General features: G+C 39.7%; 15 protein-coding genes. 3 read left to right on the forward strand and 12 right to left on the reverse strand.

Annotation, left to right across the window (positions count from 1 at the left end; translation table 11 throughout):
* Nucleotides 1–68: 68 nt before the first annotated feature.
* The 7 genes from recA to HMPREF2571_RS09930 form a co-directional block, all read right to left on the reverse strand.
* Nucleotides 69–1,208: a recombinase RecA gene (gene recA / locus HMPREF2571_RS09900; protein ID WP_014633715.1), complete on the reverse strand. Its 1,140-nt coding sequence runs from the start codon at nucleotides 1,206–1,208 to the stop codon at nucleotides 69–71.
* 35 nt (nucleotides 1,209–1,243) lie between these two features.
* On the reverse strand, nucleotides 1,244–2,515 hold the full coding sequence (locus HMPREF2571_RS09905) for a competence/damage-inducible protein A (RefSeq protein WP_049527564.1): 1,272 nt from the start codon (nucleotides 2,513–2,515) through the stop codon (nucleotides 1,244–1,246).
* A gap of 96 nt (nucleotides 2,516–2,611) precedes the next feature.
* A complete protein-coding gene (locus HMPREF2571_RS09910; protein WP_014633717.1) occupies nucleotides 2,612–3,166 on the reverse strand; it encodes a DNA-3-methyladenine glycosylase I in 555 nt (184 codons plus the stop codon).
* Nucleotides 3,167–3,174: 8 nt separating this feature from the next.
* Nucleotides 3,175–3,765: a Holliday junction branch migration protein RuvA gene (ruvA, locus tag HMPREF2571_RS09915; protein WP_014633718.1), complete on the reverse strand. Its 591-nt coding sequence runs from the start codon at nucleotides 3,763–3,765 to the stop codon at nucleotides 3,175–3,177.
* A gap of 156 nt (nucleotides 3,766–3,921) precedes the next feature.
* Nucleotides 3,922–4,143, reverse strand: a complete 222-nt coding sequence (locus HMPREF2571_RS09920) for a hypothetical protein (protein ID WP_014633719.1) — start codon at nucleotides 4,141–4,143, stop codon at nucleotides 3,922–3,924.
* A 130-nt stretch (nucleotides 4,144–4,273) separates the two neighbouring features.
* Nucleotides 4,274–6,217 (reverse strand): DNA mismatch repair endonuclease MutL, encoded by a 1,944-nt coding sequence (mutL, locus tag HMPREF2571_RS09925; RefSeq protein ID WP_014633720.1) that lies wholly within the window; start codon nucleotides 6,215–6,217, stop codon nucleotides 4,274–4,276.
* Nucleotides 6,218–6,266: 49 nt separating this feature from the next.
* On the reverse strand, nucleotides 6,267–6,572 hold the full coding sequence (locus HMPREF2571_RS09930) for a hypothetical protein (protein ID WP_045002011.1): 306 nt from the start codon (nucleotides 6,570–6,572) through the stop codon (nucleotides 6,267–6,269).
* A gap of 178 nt (nucleotides 6,573–6,750) precedes the next feature.
* Here HMPREF2571_RS09930 and HMPREF2571_RS09935 point away from each other — a divergent pair, with 178 nt between their 5' ends.
* Entirely contained in the window at nucleotides 6,751–7,188 is a 438-nt protein-coding gene (locus HMPREF2571_RS09935) for a LytTR family DNA-binding domain-containing protein (protein WP_014633722.1), read from the forward strand.
* Complete coding sequence (locus tag HMPREF2571_RS09940; protein WP_045768436.1) at nucleotides 7,185–7,640, forward strand: DUF3021 domain-containing protein; 456 nt, start codon at nucleotides 7,185–7,187, stop codon at nucleotides 7,638–7,640. The genes HMPREF2571_RS09935 and HMPREF2571_RS09940 overlap by 4 nt, the downstream gene beginning before the upstream one ends.
* Nucleotides 7,641–7,672: 32 nt before the next feature.
* Here the strand turns inward: HMPREF2571_RS09940 and mutS are convergent, their stop codons facing one another.
* From mutS to argR, 3 genes are read right to left on the reverse strand one after another with little or no spacing between them, the layout of a single operon-like run.
* Nucleotides 7,673–10,231 (reverse strand): DNA mismatch repair protein MutS, encoded by a 2,559-nt coding sequence (mutS, locus tag HMPREF2571_RS09945; RefSeq protein WP_070848043.1) that lies wholly within the window; start codon nucleotides 10,229–10,231, stop codon nucleotides 7,673–7,675.
* Complete coding sequence (locus HMPREF2571_RS09950) at nucleotides 10,224–10,583, reverse strand: YlbF family regulator (protein ID WP_045772359.1); 360 nt, start codon at nucleotides 10,581–10,583, stop codon at nucleotides 10,224–10,226. The genes mutS and HMPREF2571_RS09950 overlap by 8 nt, the downstream gene beginning before the upstream one ends.
* Nucleotides 10,583–11,011 carry an arginine repressor gene (gene argR / locus HMPREF2571_RS09955; RefSeq protein ID WP_170314548.1) on the reverse strand — a complete coding sequence of 143 codons (429 nt, stop codon included), beginning with the start codon at nucleotides 11,009–11,011 and terminating at the stop codon, nucleotides 10,583–10,585. The genes HMPREF2571_RS09950 and argR overlap by 1 nt, the downstream gene beginning before the upstream one ends.
* A gap of 154 nt (nucleotides 11,012–11,165) precedes the next feature.
* On the opposite strand from argR, the gene argS reads away from it, so the two are divergent.
* A complete protein-coding gene (gene argS, locus HMPREF2571_RS09960) occupies nucleotides 11,166–12,857 on the forward strand; it encodes an arginine--tRNA ligase (RefSeq protein WP_045772358.1) in 1,692 nt (563 codons plus the stop codon).
* A gap of 860 nt (nucleotides 12,858–13,717) precedes the next feature.
* Here the strand turns inward: argS and purB are convergent.
* Nucleotides 13,718–15,016, reverse strand: a complete 1,299-nt coding sequence (gene purB / locus HMPREF2571_RS09965; protein WP_045772357.1) for an adenylosuccinate lyase — start codon at nucleotides 15,014–15,016, stop codon at nucleotides 13,718–13,720.
* A gap of 359 nt (nucleotides 15,017–15,375) precedes the next feature.
* On the reverse strand, nucleotides 15,376–17,100 hold the full coding sequence (locus tag HMPREF2571_RS09970; protein WP_052698835.1) for a KAP family P-loop NTPase fold protein: 1,725 nt from the start codon (nucleotides 17,098–17,100) through the stop codon (nucleotides 15,376–15,378).
* Between the last annotated feature and the right edge of the window lie 176 nt (nucleotides 17,101–17,276).

Genomic DNA, 17,276 nt, shown 5'->3' on the forward strand with positions numbered 1-17,276 from the left:
ATTGTGCACTTATATTGTATATTCAAGAGATTAAAACAGAAAAAAAGAGCTCGTCGGCTCTTTTACACTTATTCTTCAATTTCAATGGTTGAATCTAGGTCTAAAACAAGTTCATCAGATGTTTCTTCAACTTGTGCTTCTTCAACAATATCCTCTTCATCTGGTTCAATCAAACCATAGTGTACACGTACTTTATGATCAATTTCTTCAAAAATTTCTGGATGATCTGCCAAATATTTTTTAGCATTTTCAGATCCTTGACCAATCTTCTCTCCATTGTATGAGAACCACGCTCCAGCTTTTTGAATAATGCCTAAGTCACTAGCGATTTTTACAAGCTCACCTGTTTGTGAAATCCCTTCACCATACATAATTTCAACAAAGGCTTCTTTAAATGGTGGAGCAACCTTGTTTTTAACAACCTTAATTTTAGTTTCCTTACCAACATTTTGGTCTTTTTTATCACCAGTCCCTTTGATTTGCGTATTTCCACGTACATCAAGACGTACTGATGCATAGAATTTTAGAGCACGTCCACCAGGGGTTGTTTCTGGATTACCAAACATAATACCAACTTTTTCACGCAATTGGTTAATGAAGATAGCAATTGTTTTTGTTTTGTTGATAGAAGCAGAAAGCTTACGCATGGCTTGACTCATCATACGCGCTTGAAGTCCGACATGGCTGTCACCAATATCTCCATCAATTTCTGCACGAGGTACCAAAGCTGCAACTGAGTCAACAACAACCAAATCAACTGCACCAGAGTCAATCAGCTTACCGGCAATTTCGAGACCTTGTTCACCTGAATCAGGTTGTGACAAAAGAAGCTCATCAATATTAACACCTAGGGCTGCCGCATAAGCAGGGTCAAGGGCATGCTCTGCATCGATAAAGGCAGCAATTCCGCCTTCTTTTTGTGTTTGAGCAACAGCATGGAGGGCTACAGTTGTCTTACCTGATGATTCTGGTCCGTAAATTTCAATAATACGACCTTTAGGATAACCACCTGCACCAAGAGCAATATCCAAAGCTAGCGAGCCTGAACTCATAACTTGAACTTTCTGCTCTGCACGCTCACCAAGACGCATCACTGCACCTTTACCAAAATCTTTTTCAATATTCTTCAAAGCATCATCAAGTGCTTTACGACGCTCATCTCCAAATTTCTTTGTAATTTCTTCTGTTTTCTTTGTTTTCTTAGCCACTTATTTTCCTCTTCTTTCTATAGTTAAAGACAAACTTAAATCAAGTTGTCTTCTTGTAATAAAGCTTGGCGAACTAGGTTAAAGGCATAGAGGGTACTAATATATCTAACATCAGAACGACTTCTTCCACCTATAACAACCTTGATTGACCTTACTTGATTCCTATCAGCAATACCAATAAATACCGTACCTGCTGGGTGTCCTTCTAATGAATCTGGTCCAGCTACACCGGTAAGTGCAATTCCATAATCGCTATCTGTTTTAGCTCGAGCACCTTCAGCCATTTTTTCTGCAGTAAAATGACTGACAACACCATGTTCTTCTAGTTGCGACAAGGGAATATCCAACATTTTAGCTTTTTCTTCAATGCTATAAGTAACAAATCCACCTTTAAATACTTGTGAGGCCCCTGAAAAATCAGCAATACTAGCCTGAAATAAACCTGCTGTTAGGCTTTCAGCTGCAGTGATAGTCTTGCCATGGTGCTTAAGCAAGCGAAAAGCTTCAAAGGCTAAACTATTAGACTCTCCATATCCATAAATGAAATCAGATAAGGATTTTCCATCTAGAGTTTTAGTCGAACGAATTTGTTTCTCTAAAACATCTAGTTTTTGATCTGCTTCTTCTTGCGAAGAAGCCTTTGTTGACAAGCGAAGTGTTACTTCCCCCACTTTAGCGTATGGAGCTATGGTTGGATCCGTTTGGTTAACAATAAACTCCTTCAGAATAGTCACTAATTGACTTTCTCCAACGCCAAAGAATCTTAGGACTCTCGAATAAAGACTTGAGTGATTCTCTGTAAGAGCTGGAATAAGTTCTTGATTCACCATAGGTTTGAGTTCACTTGGTGGACCAGGTAAGACTACATAGGTCACCCCTTGAGCAGTAATGATGCCTCCAACTGCAAGACCTGTCGGGTTTTGCAAGGGAATAGCCCCCTCAACAATTTGTGCTTGACGTTCATTATTAGGCGTTCGTGTGTGTTTAGGACGAGTAGCAAAGAAACTATCCAGTTTTTTACTAGCTTCCTCATCAAAAACGAGTTCTTTTCCTAAGAACTTAGCCAGTGTTTGCTTGGTTAGGTCGTCCTCAGTAGGGCCAAGTCCACCACAAAGTATGACTAAATCACTACGCTGACTGGCTTGATCAAGAACTGAAAGTAGGCGGTTTTCATTATCTCCTACTGCTGTGTGAAAATACACGTCAATTCCTAGTTCAGCTAGTTTCTCAGATAAAAATTGGGCATTGGTATTGGTGATTTGCCCGGTTAGGATTTCAGTTCCTACTGCAATCAATTCAGCTTTCATTGGTTCACCTGTATTACTATTCGTAAAATAATCTCAAAAACATGTTCGTTTATAAACTAACATGTTTTTCTCGTCTTGTCAATCAAATCTACTCATTTATTTGAAGTCACAGTTGTTTTCATGATCATTCACAAATCCTGCGGCTTGTAAAAATGAATATATAGTAGTCGGTCCTAAAAATTTGAACCCTCTCTTTTTTAGATTTTTGGCAATCTGTTGGGATAAGTCAGTTGATGATGGGACGTCCTTATATGTGGGAACATTATTTATCAAGGGCTTTCCGTCAAAGAAATGCCAAAAATAATGGGACAAGGAGCCAAATTCATCTTGGATTTTTAGTACTTGTTTGGCATTATTTACGGTTGCTTCTAGCTTAAGTTTGTGCCTAATGATGTCTGGATTTTGAAGCGCATCTTCAAGTTCACTTAGACTAAGCCGGGCAACACGCTCAATATCATAATCATGAAAAACACGATTAAAGGCCTGTCTTTTATTTAAAACGGTTAACCAAGAAAGCCCTGACTGATAACTTTCTAAGCAAAGCAGCTCAAAAAGTTTTTGGTCGTCACCAATAGGCTTTCCCCACTCCTTGTCATGATAATCACAATATAATTTATTGTTTGTTGGAACCCAACGACAACGATTGACCATTGCTTACCTCATTTCATCAACATCTTAAGAGCTGATTTAATGTATTGCTCTGCCGTTTCATTAGTACCTTCGAAGAAGGCTTTGATTTTCTTAAGTTCTGCGGCTTTATAACCAAGAGCAAGCAAGGCTTCCATAGCCTCATCCAATTGATAATTCCCTTCAGGTTGACTTGGTGTCGTCTTGGTCGTTTCTGTTGGTAGCTCTGCAAATTTCCCTGCCAAGTCCAGAACCATTTGTTGAGCTGTCTTTTTACCAATCTTTGGAAACTTCATCAAGTATTTGATGTCACTATTATCAACGGCAGCCACCAAGCCTTGATTATCATCTACAGCAACAATGGCTAGGGCAGTCGTCGGACCTATTCCAGAAACTGAAATAAGCTTAAGGAAGACCTCTTTTTCATCTTCAGTATGAAAACCAAAAAGAAGGTGGGCATCATCTCTAATAACCTGATGAAGATAGACTTGGATAGTCTGATTCATTTGGTCAGAAAAACTATATGGATTCGCTACAGTGACAATATAACCTAAGCCGTTTGCTTCTATAACAATATACTTGGCGGTAATTTTCACTAGAGTTCCCTTGATGTAATCATACATAGCGTGTGATTTCCTTTCTCGTTCGTTTCTTCAATGGTTTGCTTTATCATTTTATACTCGTAAGATAATTGCCTTGAATGTTTATTTGTCATCTCAAGCACTGCTGTACTATTGTAACAAAAAATCCACTCGAAAGTGGATTCTGTTTGCTCTATTTTAAGGATGACTACTCGTCTTTAAAGTATCTGTAATCATCTTTAGACCTAATAGAATATATGTTACAACGCCTAAAGTAAAGGCAATGCTAGAAACATTTACGAGAATATTCTCCAAACTTGGTTGACCTAACCAGGCCAAAATATAGAAAATCAAGCTAGTCGCTAAAAATGTTAAGCCAACAAGTAAAAAGTGTTTATTAGTTTTTGTTAGGTGTCTCATCACTATACCTCCTAACTTAAAAATCAGGCAATCATCCTACAATGATCCGCTAAAACATTAGAAGATTCCTCATCTTCACCACTATTATAAATCTAACATTCCTATTCGTAAAGCAAGACCAAAAAAAGTTTTAATACTTCCCTAGGTCACGTAGACTCGTATGATTTTCTTGGATACGACGGAACATTTTTTCCATATCAGACTTGGTAAAGTTGACAAGTACTGGACGTCCGTGAGGGCAATTGTAGGGATTTTTACACTGTGCAAGCTGTACTAGGAGGTCACGCGCAGAGTAATCATCAAGTGCATGATTAGCCTTGATTGAACGTTTACAACTCATCATGATGGCCAACTCAGCACGGTAGGTCTTAACAGACACTTCATTCGTCAAAAGAAGCATGTCACACATTTCATAGACTGCTGATTCAATCTCTTCTTCCTTCATCCAGATAGGATGTTCACGAAGAATGAAGGTATTATTCCCATAAGGCTCTAAATAGATACCAACCTGGTTCAGAAGGGGCATTTTTTCTTGTAAACTGATGTAATCTGAACCTGAAAATTCAAAGAGATAGGGAACCAAGAGCTGTTGTAAACTGCTGTCAACCTCACCGATCTTTTCACGATAGTACTCATACTTGACACGTTCTTGAGCAGCATGTTGGTCAATGATGTAAAGTCCACCTTGTCCTTGCGCAAAGAGATAGGTTCCATGCATTTGACCAAAAAACTCTAATTCAGGGAAGGTTGATGTTTCCTCATTATCCAGATTTTCAAGCATGCGCTTCATTTTCGCCTTGTTTTTATAATCAAGTTTTTCGTGTTCGCTATCACCTTCATCTACTGAACGTTGTGCCTGTTTAACAGAAGGTTGCGGTTTATTTTCTACCGATGAAACTGGAGACTCTGACTCTGATACAAGAGGTTTGATATCTTCTTGGACTGTCTCTGGTTTGACAAAGAAATCATTACGACTGCTATCATAGTAAAGATTGGTTTGTTTGAGTGGAAGACTGGTTTGAACTGGCTTAGCTGCACCTCTGGTACTAGACTTGGCTAGATTTTCAAGGGCATCAGGAATCAAATCCTGCTCTCTGAGGCTTTGAGCAATGGCAGAGCTGATAAGGGCCATGAGCTCTTTTTCTTTAGAAATACGTACTTCCTGCTTGGTTGGGTGAACATTGACATCAGCCAAATAAGGATCAATCTGAATATCAATAACCGCAATAGGGAAGCGTCCTACCATGAGTTTAGAACCATAACCATCAAAAATAGCACGGTTAAGCAGGAAGTTTTTAATATAACGTCCGTTAATGAGAATCGTGATGTAGTTACGATTCGCACGGGTTAACTCAGGGAGACTAACATATCCAGAAACTTCAAAATCAAGATCAGAATTTGAAATTTCCACCATTTTTTTAGCCGTTGTCAAACCATAAATACCAGCAATAGCTTGACGGAGGTCTCCAGTACCTGATGTCTGTGTCAACTGACGACCATCATTAAGTAAGGTAAAGGCAACCTCGGGATGAGCTAGACTCAGACGATTGACAACATCGACAATATGAGCCAACTCAGCCTGTAAACTCTTCATATACTTGAGACGAGCTGGGGTGTTATAAAATAGATTTTCAACGGTAATCTTTGTTCCAACCGGTGTTGAAATAGGATCCTGACTCTCAATTTCTCCACCTTTGGCAACCAGTTTAGTCCCGTAGGCTTCTCCATCCGCTGCTGTCACAATAGTTAAGTAACTGATAGAAGCTATAGAGGGGAGGGCCTCACCTCGAAAACCAAGGGTTCGAATACGAAAGAGATCTCCTTGATTTTTGATTTTACTTGTTGCATGACGGCGCAAACTCATGGCCACATCAGCTTGAGCCATTCCTTCGCCATTGTCTGTGATTTGAATTTTTGAGAGGCCTGATTCTTCAACTTCAATGGTAATCTGGGTGCTACCTGCATCAATAGCATTTTCCACCAACTCTTTAACAACACTGGCTGGACGCTCTACGACCTCACCAGCAGCAATCTGGTTGGCTAACACCTCAGGCAATTCGATGATTTTTGGCATAATTATTATTTTCCCTTCTAAAAGGTTGATAGAACATTGTTTCTAACTGTTACTGATGCTTCCTATAAAGCCATAACTCACACACAACTGTTAGCCAAGATAAGGCTGTAGCTATAACAATCATATCCCCATGACGAAGGTTGAACCAAATGAGCCCAGAAAAAATCAAGAGGTAGGTGACTTGGAAAATCCATTGGTAGGTTTTGGGTGAGCTTGTCGAATCCATAAACTGCTTAACAAAGAAATAAAGCAAAAGCAAGTTCAGTGTTAGTGCCTTTTCAAAAGGTGTAGAAAAGCTCAAAATTAGACTGCAGGCAAGAAAAATTCCTGCTAGCCATTTCGTTATAGATTTCATGTGATTACCTCGTCAGTACGTTTTCATTAAGTATAGGGGTTTTCGAAAATATTTTCAACCACTTAGACACCACATAGGACCACATAGACAAACGCTGTTGCTGTGGGCTAGTAAATAGTGTTTAATAAAGGTGTGAAAGGGAGGAGGCCTCCTCAATTACAAATAAGAAAGGATAGTTATGAAACTAAAAGTTCAGATTGACTCGGTATTTCAAGAAGAAACGTTGCAGATTCAAGCACCTAGTCGAACGCCCAAGATTCAGCAAGTGGTCGAGTTTGTCGAATCTTTGGATGATAACCAACGACTCAAAGGAAAAAAAGATGGCGAAACCTATCTCATCGAGTCTAATGTTATTTCCAGAATTTACATCGAAAATCGTCAAGTTCTAGCTGAAACTATTCAAGGAGAGTACCACTTAGGCTTACGTCTCTATCAAGTTTTAGAAAAACTGCCATCTTACTTTATCAAAATCTCACAATCAGAGATTGTCAACCTCAAAGAAATTGAACACTTCAACATTACTCCTAACGGCCTCGTTGAAATTCACCTTAAAAACAAGGAAACCACCTACTCATCACGCCGTTACCTCAAAGCAATAAAGGAGAAATTACAATGAAAAAGCAACTTTTTAAATCAGGCACAAAGGGCATCCTTATCGGACTTGCCGTATCCATGATTATGTCTCTTATCTGGGCACCAAGCTACATGCCTCTTAATCCTCATTCAGCTATTGGACAATGGATGACGTCACATCAGGTTCACGGATCTTTGGTATTGGCCTACTGCCTCATCACTTGGTTTGCTATCGGTATCCTCTTTGAAGTCGCTAGTTATATTTTCCGTAAGGCTGAATGGAGTTTGCTTCGTGCAACCCTCACTCACTACGCCTTGACCTGTCTAGGTTTCATTCCACTAGCTACCCTCAGCGGATGGTTCCCTCTACGTTTAACTTTCTACTTGGAGCTAGTCATTGAATTCAGCTTTATCTATCTCCTCGTTTGGGTCTTCTCTTATTGGAAAATGAAAAAGGATATTGAACAACTCAACCAAGAATTGAAACACCTATAAAAGACAAGAAGCCTGTCAATGACAAGCTTCTTTTATAGTTTCTGTTTTAAATCTGCTACAGCCATCATGACCTGCATCGGTGTCATATTGTAAATATCCAAATCACGTAACTCTTGAAGAACCGGATTTTCAGTAAAATCATCAAAGAGTGAGATTTGCTCGTTAATATGCGTTTCAGTGGCAGGCTTCTCTTGAGGCGATACCTTTTCCTGAGGTTGGATGGTAACTGTCTCGCCCTCTAATTGTGTCAAGATGGTGTCAGCACGTTCCAGTAAATCTGCTGGTAAACCTGCAATCTTAGCCACATGAATACCATAAGATTTATCGGCTGGGCCATCGACAATCTTGTGAAGGAAAGTCACCTCTCCGTCCTTTTCAAGTGTCGCCACATGAACGTTGACAAGGTGTGTCAAAGTATTTGACAGGGCTGTCAACTCATGATAGTGGGTAGCAAACATGGTTTTAGCCCCCACCTTGTCATGAATAAACTCGATGATAGACTGGGCCAAAGCCATACCATCATAGGTGGCTGTCCCACGTCCCAACTCATCAAAAATAATCAAGGAATTAGGTGTTGCCCGCTTAATGGCCTGATTAGCCTCCATCATCTCAACCATGAAGGTCGACTGACCTGAAATCAAGTCATCTGCAGCACCAATACGTGTATAGATGGCGTCAAAAACTGGCAAATCAATACTATCTGCTGGTACGTAAGACCCCATCTGAGCCATAACGACTGACAAGGCCAACTGACGCATATAAGTAGATTTACCACTCATATTTGGTCCTGTGATGAGCTGAACATTGGTCTGACTGTCAAAGGTAATCGTGTTTGGAATGTATTCCTGAACGCCCATAACCTTCTCAACCACCGCATGACGGCCTTGATCAATAACGATACGATGCTCATCATTGAACACAGGACGAACATAATGATTAGTCTCAGCTGTAACTGCCAAACTCTGAAGCACATCGACTGTCGCAATGGCCTTAGCCAAAGATTGCAGACGGTCAATATAGCGTTCAACCTGCTCACGGACACGCATGAAAATATCATACTCTAGCGTTGATGATTTTTCACGTGCCTCAAGCATTTCACCTTCAATCTTAGCCAACTCAGCAGTTCCAAAGCGCTCTGAATTTTTCAAGGTTGCCTTGCGGAAGAAATGGTCAGGAACCAAGCTAAGGTTAGAGTTGGTCACATGGAAGTAATAACCATCTTTACGGTTATAATCAATTTTTAGTGTTGTAATACCAGACGCTTCACGTTCCTTGGCTTCGATGTCTGCAATCCATGATGTCCCCTCACTCATCACCTTGCGATACTTGTCCAAGGTCTCATCAAAACCAGCACGGATAATGCCACCTTCTGTAATGGTTGCTGGAGCATCGGGATCAATAGCCGACCGAATCAGACTCTCTAATTCTGGCAGAGCATCTAACTCTTGTAAAAGACGTGACAAGGCCTCATCATTAAAAGACTCCAAAATCGACTTAATAACTGGAACCTGAGCTAGGGTATGACCTAGTTGAATCAAATCTTTAGGATTAGCCTTGCCGAAGGAAACACGACTAGCCAAGCGCTCAATATCGTAAACCCCTTTAAGACTCTCAGTCAGATCACTACGCTCGAAGAAATTGTCCAAGAATACTTGGATAATATTCTGGCGCTCCATGATTGCAGCCTGATTCACTAAAGGACGGTCAATCCAAGTTCGTAAGAGACGCATTCCCATAGCTGTCTTGGTTTCATCCAAGAGCCAGAAAAGAGAACCGTGTTTCTTGCCTGTTCTAGCATTTTCCAGTAAATCCAAACTCGACTTGGTCGCATAGGACATCTGCAAGTAATCCTTAATCTCATAGTGCTGAGCCTTTTGTAAATGGCTGAGCTCACGCATCTGAGTACGGTGCACATACTGGAGAAGTTTACCCGCTACACTGCTTTCCAAGTCTGTCAAGCTAGTGTCAATCAAGTGGACATCATCGTAAACCTCTGTTTCCTTAGAGAGTAGAAGGTTGAGTTGCTTCACCAAAACTTGTTCATCAGCTTCAGGTAAATCATAACCAACTACTACTTCACGTGCCTTAAGGTTCTGAATTTCACTACAAACTGAACTGAAATCGTCCAACTCTGTCGCAAAAAATTCACCCGTTGACACATCCATATAGGCCAGACCAAAACGACTTCCAGCCTTGTCAATGGCTACCAAGAAATTGTTGGCATTATCAGGTTTAGAACTGTCAACCACTGTCCCTGGCGTGATAACCTGAACCACCTCACGCTTAACCACACCAACAGCCTGTTTAGGATCCTCCATCTGCTCAGCAATGGCTACCTTGTAGCCCATCTCAACCAAGACATCAATATAGGCTTGAGCTGAATGATAAGGAACACCAGCCATAGGAATGGGATTATCGGCGTTCTTATTACGACTGGTTAGGCTAATTTCCAAAATCTGGGCAGCCTTAACGGCATCATCATAAAATAATTCGTAAAAATCACCCATACGAAAGAGCAAAAAAGCATCTGAATAATTTTCCTTGATATCCAAATACTGCTGCATTCCTGGAGATATTTTTTCCTTAACCATGTCTTAACTCCTCGTTAATCCTTTCTTCGATAGACTTAGTCACATATTGGATCAAGTCACTGGCATCCTGCATTTTTTGACGGTAGTCCTGAACAATAGGCAAATTTTCCAACTCATGCTGAATCAAATCTGCTTGTTCGCCTGCCTCCTCATAGGCACGTTGTTTCTCAATTTTTTGAAAAAGCACTGCTTCTTGTTGATAAGCCTTCATCTGTCCAGCTAGATGACTGATTTGAGGTACCTGTCCAATGGCCTTCTCAGCATCTTGAAAAGCAAGAACCGCCTCATGGTGTTTGAGGAGGTCGATTAACTCTTCTTTGGCTTTTTGGAGATCCTGATGAGGAGTGTTCATCAGTGAAACTCGCTTTCCAGTTTTTCAGCAACCACAGCATCCTTACAGATTACCAAGAGGGTATCTGCACCAGCAACGGTTCCTAAAATTTCAGGGTTGCCATCACTGTCAATTAAGTTGGCCAAAACATCAGCTTCACCCAACTCTGTGTGAAGGACCAGCATAAACTGAGCACGTGAAACTGATTTAACATAGTCCTTAACCGTAGGATCCAAACTTGGAAGCACATGCTCAGACAAACTATAGTAGAGTCTGCCTTCTTCATCACGAAGCTTCAAGAGGCCAATCTCACGCAAGTCACGTGACAAGGTAGCCTGAGTAACCGTGATACCTTCCGCCTCTAGGCGTTGCTTAATTTCCTCTTGTGTCCCAATCTTATCTCTTGAAATCATCTGTTTGATAACAGCTTGACGATCTCTCTTCATTATCTTTCCTCTTTTTATGTATATTCTTTGCATATTATAACAGAATTTTTGTATTTTTTCATGGAATTCTTCCTAATAGATGCTTTCTTGTCCCTACCCTATTAACTAAAATAATGGTAAAATAGGTATGAATGACAAGATTTGAAATGGAGTACCTATGAATACTAAAGAACTCATTGCAGCAGAAATTGCCAAAGTTGTTCCTGAATTGGAACAAGAAAACATTCAAAATCTGCTTGAAACCCCTAAAAATGCTGACATGGGAGACCTCGCCTTTCCTGCCTTCTCATTGGCTAAAGTCTTGCGTAAGGCTCCTCAAATGATTGCAGCAGACATCGCTGAAAAAATCGATGCCTCAAACTTTGAAAAGGTTGAAGCTGTTGGTCCTTACATCAACTTTTTCCTTGATAAATCAAAAATCTCAGCGGACGTTCTTGGACAAGTCATCGCTCAAGGCAGCCACTACGCTGACCAAAACATCGGTCACGGACGTAACATTGCCTTTGATATGTCTAGTCCTAACATCGCTAAACCTTTCTCTATCGGTCACTTGCGTTCAACAGTTATCGCTGACGCTCTTGCCAACATCGTAGCTAAACAAGGCTACAAACCAGTCCGCATCAATCACTTGGGTGACTGGGGTAAACAGTTTGGTATGCTGATTGTTGCCTATAAGAAATGGGGTAGCGAGGAAGCTGTCAAAGCCAACCCTATCAATGAACTCCTTCAACTTTATGTGCGTATCAATGCTGAAGCTGAAGAAGACCCATCTGTAGATGAAGAAGCTCGTGAATGGTTCCGTAAATTGGAAGCTGGTGACGAGGAAGCAACTGCCCTCTGGCAATGGTTCCGTGACGAAAGCTTAGTAGAATTCAACCGTCTCTATGATGAACTTGGTGTTTCATTTGATAGCTACAACGGTGAAGCTTTCTACAATGATAAGATGGATGAAGTCGTTGACATCTTGACAGAAAAAGGACTTCTCCAAGAATCTCAAGGTGCCCAAGTGGTTAACCTTGAAAAATACGGTATCGAACACCCAGCCCTCATCAAAAAATCAGATGGTGCAACTCTTTACATCACACGTGACTTGGCTGCTGCCCTCTACCGTAAACGTACTTACGACTTTGCCAAAGCCATCTATGTGGTTGGTAATGAACAATCTGCCCACTTCAAACAGTTGAAAGCTGTTCTTAAAGAAATGGGTTACGACTGGTCTGACGACATGACTCACGTTGCCTTTGGTCTAGTAACTAAGAACGGTAAGAAATTGTCAACTCGTAAGGGTAACGTTATCTTACTTGAGCCAACTATCGCTGAAGCTGTTAACCGTGCTCAAGCTCAAATCGAAGCTAAGAATCCAAACTTGCCTAACAAGGAAGCTGTTGCCCACGCTGTTGGTGTCGGAGCTATCAAGTTCTACGACCTTAAAACAGACCGCATGAATGGTTATGACTTCGACCTTGATGCCATGGTATCCTTCGAGGGGGAAACTGGACCTTACGTACAGTATGCTCACGCTCGTATCCAATCTATCTTGCGCAAGGCTGACTTCACGCCATCTGCAGATGCCACATACAGCCTAAACGACGTTGAAAGCTGGGAAATCATCAAACTCATCCAAGACTTCCCACGTATCATCAACCGTGCATCAGATAACTTTGAACCATCTATCGTTGCTAAATTTGCTATCAGCTTGGCCCAAGCCTTCAACAAATACTATGCGCACACACGTATCTTGGACGAAAGCCCAGAACGTGACAGCCGTTTGGCTCTTTGCTACGCAACAGCAACAGTCCTCAAAGAAGCCCTTCGCCTTCTCGGTGTTGAAGCTCCAGACGAGATGTAAGCCATATTTAAAACGCCTAAGGGCGTTTTTTTAGTGACCAAAAAAAGAACCCAACACATGGTGTTGAGCTCTTTTGGAGATTATGAAAAAGAAAAGTTCGTTGTTCTACAAAAAGTGTAAGCCAACGAGACTTACTGAACAAGGTTCAGTAAAAGTTATTTAGGAGACTTAAAGTATAACCTCTCTACCTTAAAGAAACCTTAAATCACAGAAAAAAATCCCCAAAGGGATTTTCACAGCAGCCCAGAGACCACTGAAAAGATACGATTGTACAGGCTTCCCAACCTCTTCTTCCTAATCCTCCAAAGTGACCGCTTGTCCAATAGAATCTTTATATAACTATATTACCTTGTTTTGGAAGGGTTTTCAAGTGTTTTCTTAAAATATCCTAATAAAACCTCAAAAAAGAAGAAAAAAGCCTAGATTTCTAGACTTTCTTCGGGGAGATTTGTTATGAAAAGTTTTGTTTACTGCTAGCTGCTTTATTAGGATGGTTATAATATACTTTAATAAGCTTAAAGGTAACTTAAGAAATTATTATCTTACATCACTTTTTAAAATAATAAGTAAAATAAGTAACAGTAAGGAACCACTAGGAATATCCATATCTAAAAACCGAGAGGGGCTTTGATACTTCCAAAATCATTCATGATGCGGATGATACTATAAGCAATGCTTACTATTAGGAGGCTAAGTTCCGGTAAATAGTTAAATCGTCCTTTTAAGATGGCTAACTTCTCCTTCCTGACAGTTTTCTAGCGATGACTCTATTATAAGGCTGAAAAGGAATCAAAAATAGTGACATAAATGTCACCATCAAAAAAAGCAGGTCTGCCCTGCTTTCTGTTACTTTGTTTAGGTTAGTCACCCAAACCGATGCGTTCGAAGATTTCATCAACACGTTTAGTGTAGTAAACAGGGTTGAAAATCTCGTCGATTTCTTCTTGGGTGAGGCGAGAAGTTACCTCTGGATCTGCTTCAAGAAGTGGTTTGAAGTCTACTTGATTATCCCATGATTGGGCAGTCTTTGGTTGAACAAGGTCGTAAGCTTGCTCACGAGTCATGCCTTTTTCAATCAAAGTAAGCATCGCACGTTGGCTGAAGATCAAACCAAATGTAGAGTTCATGTTGCGGATCATGTTTTTTGGGAAGACCGTCAAGTTCTTGACGATATTTCCAAAACGGTTAAGCATGTAGTCAATCAAGATGGTTGTATCTGGTGTGATGATACGCTCAGCTGATGAGTGAGAGATATCACGCTCATGCCAGAGTGACACATTTTCATAAGCTGTTACCATGTGACCACGGATAACACGTGCAAGACCTGTCATATTTTCAGAACCGATAGGGTTACGTTTGTGAGGCATTGCTGAAGACCCTTTTTGACCTTTAGCGAAGAACTCTTCCACTTCACGTTGTTCAGATTTTTGAAGACCACGGATCTCAGTCGCCATGCGTTCGATAGAAGTTGCAATGCTCGCAAGAACTGCAAAGTACTCAGCGTGAAGGTCACGAGGAAGGACCTGTGTAGAGATTTCTTGAGCACGGATACCAAGCTTGTCGCAGACGTATTTTTCAACAAATGGTGGGATGTTGGCAAAGTTACCAACCGCACCAGAAATCTTACCAGCTTCCACACCAGCAGCCGCATGCTCGAAACGCTCGATGTTACGTTTCATTTCGCTATACCAAGTGGCCAATTTAAGACCAAATGTTGTAGGCTCAGCGTGCACACCGTGGGTACGACCCATCATGATAGTAAACTTGTGTTCTTTCGCCTTGTCTGCCACGATTTTAGTGAAGTTTTCAAGGTCCTTGCGGATGATATCGTTGGCTTGTTTGTAGAGATAACCATAGGCAGTATCTACCACGTCAGTAGAAGTCAAACCATAGTGAACCCACTTACGCTCTTCACCAAGCGTTTCAGAAACCGCACGTGTGAAGGCAACCACATCGTGACGAGTTTGCTGCTCGATTTCAAGAATACGGTCGATGTCAAAGTCCGCTTTTTCACGAATCAAAGCCACATCTTCCTTAGGGATTTCTCCCAACTCAGCCCATGCCTCGTCAGCCAAGATTTCCACCTCAAGCCAAGCACGGTATTTATTTTCTTCAGTCCAAATGTTCGCCATCTCAGGGCGAGAGTAACGTTCAATCATAATTAAGATACCAAGGACGACTAGAAAGCGACTGAATTTTAGGAAACCAACGACGGACGCTTGCGTCCTAGGAGGTTTATCTAAATTCCGAGCTTTCCGCCCGGGTTCAGTTCTGCAAACTAGATGCCCATTTCCTTTCTTTGTTTACAATTAGGAAGTCCGTAGCCCGTATTCAGTTTTAGTGAATACGAGTGCCCTTGTTCCTTTCTAGTATTTATATTTTATATGGAAGGTCGCCCAAGTTCAGTTCCGTTAAACCTAATGTCCTATCCTTTCTAATTTTAAAGTTTTAGTTTAGTCTGGTTTTCTTTTATACGAATACGAGAATCATGGTTCTCTTTTATATTTTCTAACGAAATTTATTTATTCTTCCCATCATTGATTAATTCAGATAACGAATTAAGCGTATCAACGAACCATGTAAAAATATTCTTCCAATTTTCCTTATCTTGCAAGCCGATAGAGTTGTTCATAATACGTATACCCGGAATATTATTATAATTATTTTTACCCCATTGTCTTATATATACATCACAATCTGAAAACTCTGATTTCAATTGTTTCTCTTGATCCAATAATAATTTATTAAAAGTTGGCCTCTTAGTATCACCGTATACTAACCCAACGGAAGAGTTATTTACCCTGAATTCACAATGGAGGGACTCTCGTTTGCTATTTTTCACTCTATAATATCTAGATTTCACTTCATTGCCACTATGTTCATACTCAAAATCTTTAGTTTTTATAAATTTGGAAAATTCACTCCAAAATTCTTTAAAAACAGCAGATCCCGTAACTGTATATTGCTGTGCTACCATAGAGGTAGATGTGGACAGTGTTAATTTTGCTTCTAAAGAATCCATATCAAGTTCTTTTTTTTGTTTGAATGGTTCAAGAAAAATCTTTATAAATTCTATTTCTGATAAACGTACAACCTCCCCATTAATGACTCCAGGTTCTTGATTACTCCAATCCGATTCTAAATTATATAATTCATCTTTCAATTTTCCTAATTCTATCATATCAAGAAATGTATTATATATATTATCAAATCCTAATTGTAGACACAATACAGATAATAGTTGTATTTTCTCTATATTTGACCACTGATTAACATCAACCCCATCTTCTATATTTTGAATATAAAGTAGCAGACTATAATGATTAAATAGTCTTTTAATCCCCCTAGGATTATTCCCTAAAGAATTCAAAATAAGTTTCTCAATAATAAGCAGTTCTTCACTATTTAGACTATCAAATATACTTATGTCGTCTACTAAAGCTGATTTTATAAATTTTTTCATATCATACTGTTTTAAAGGTACTGTAAAAGGTACCTGAATAATTTTATCAAAAAAAGCTTTACCTTTATCCTTTGCTAGATCCTCACCATATTTATCTTCAATACCCTTAATAATTACATTCGAATCAATTGCTAAAATAAATACACAACCTTCACAATCTAAAAATAACTTTAGTACCTCTAACAGTTCAACAGCTTTAGCGGGTGCTAATCGATCTAAATCATCAATAAAAATAATCACTCTCCGCTTTCTTAAAATTAAACCATCAAAATCTGTTTTTTTATCTACTAACTTCTGAAACTCAGCTTTAAATTCTTTTAAACTTGATATTTTTTTAGAGAACGCTTCTACAAGATTATCTACAATTTCATCTCCTCCACTCAAACCAGACATAGAAATGGGAATTTTTGACATCGCAATAAGGATATTTTTAACTTTATCCACACTGCCTTTATCCCCTTTTAAACTCTCTATTAATTCACAGATTAATGAGAGCGCTAAATCTTCATCCATATTAAATTGAGAATATTGCCACGTATTAAATTCAATGATTTCAACAACATCCTTATTATCTTCTAATAAAAATTTCTTGACCTGTTTCATAATACTGGTCTTACCCGTTCCCCAATCACCTTGAATCGCAACGGTCATAGGAGTTTCGCAGTTAACAAGAAATTCTTTTAATCCTTTGGTATATTTATTTATTTCAAAAGAATCTATATCCGTAGGAGTGTCTTTTAATGTTCCTAAGCTAAACTCTTCTAAACTTGTTTTTCCCATGTATTCCACCTTAAACAAATTCCTTTCTTATTCAAATTTCCCTTTCCCAATTGCCACTGATGGATACGTAGATCTGTGTCCAATGACAAACCATAAATAGCCAGATAATTGTTTGAATATTAAATCTTTAATCCTTGATATTTGGCTTATACTTTTTCATGATTGAAACTGGAAAA

It is taken from the genome of Streptococcus sp. HMSC068F04 (genome assembly GCF_001837455.1).
Classification (GTDB): Bacteria; Bacillota; Bacilli; order Lactobacillales; family Streptococcaceae; genus Streptococcus; species Streptococcus salivarius_D.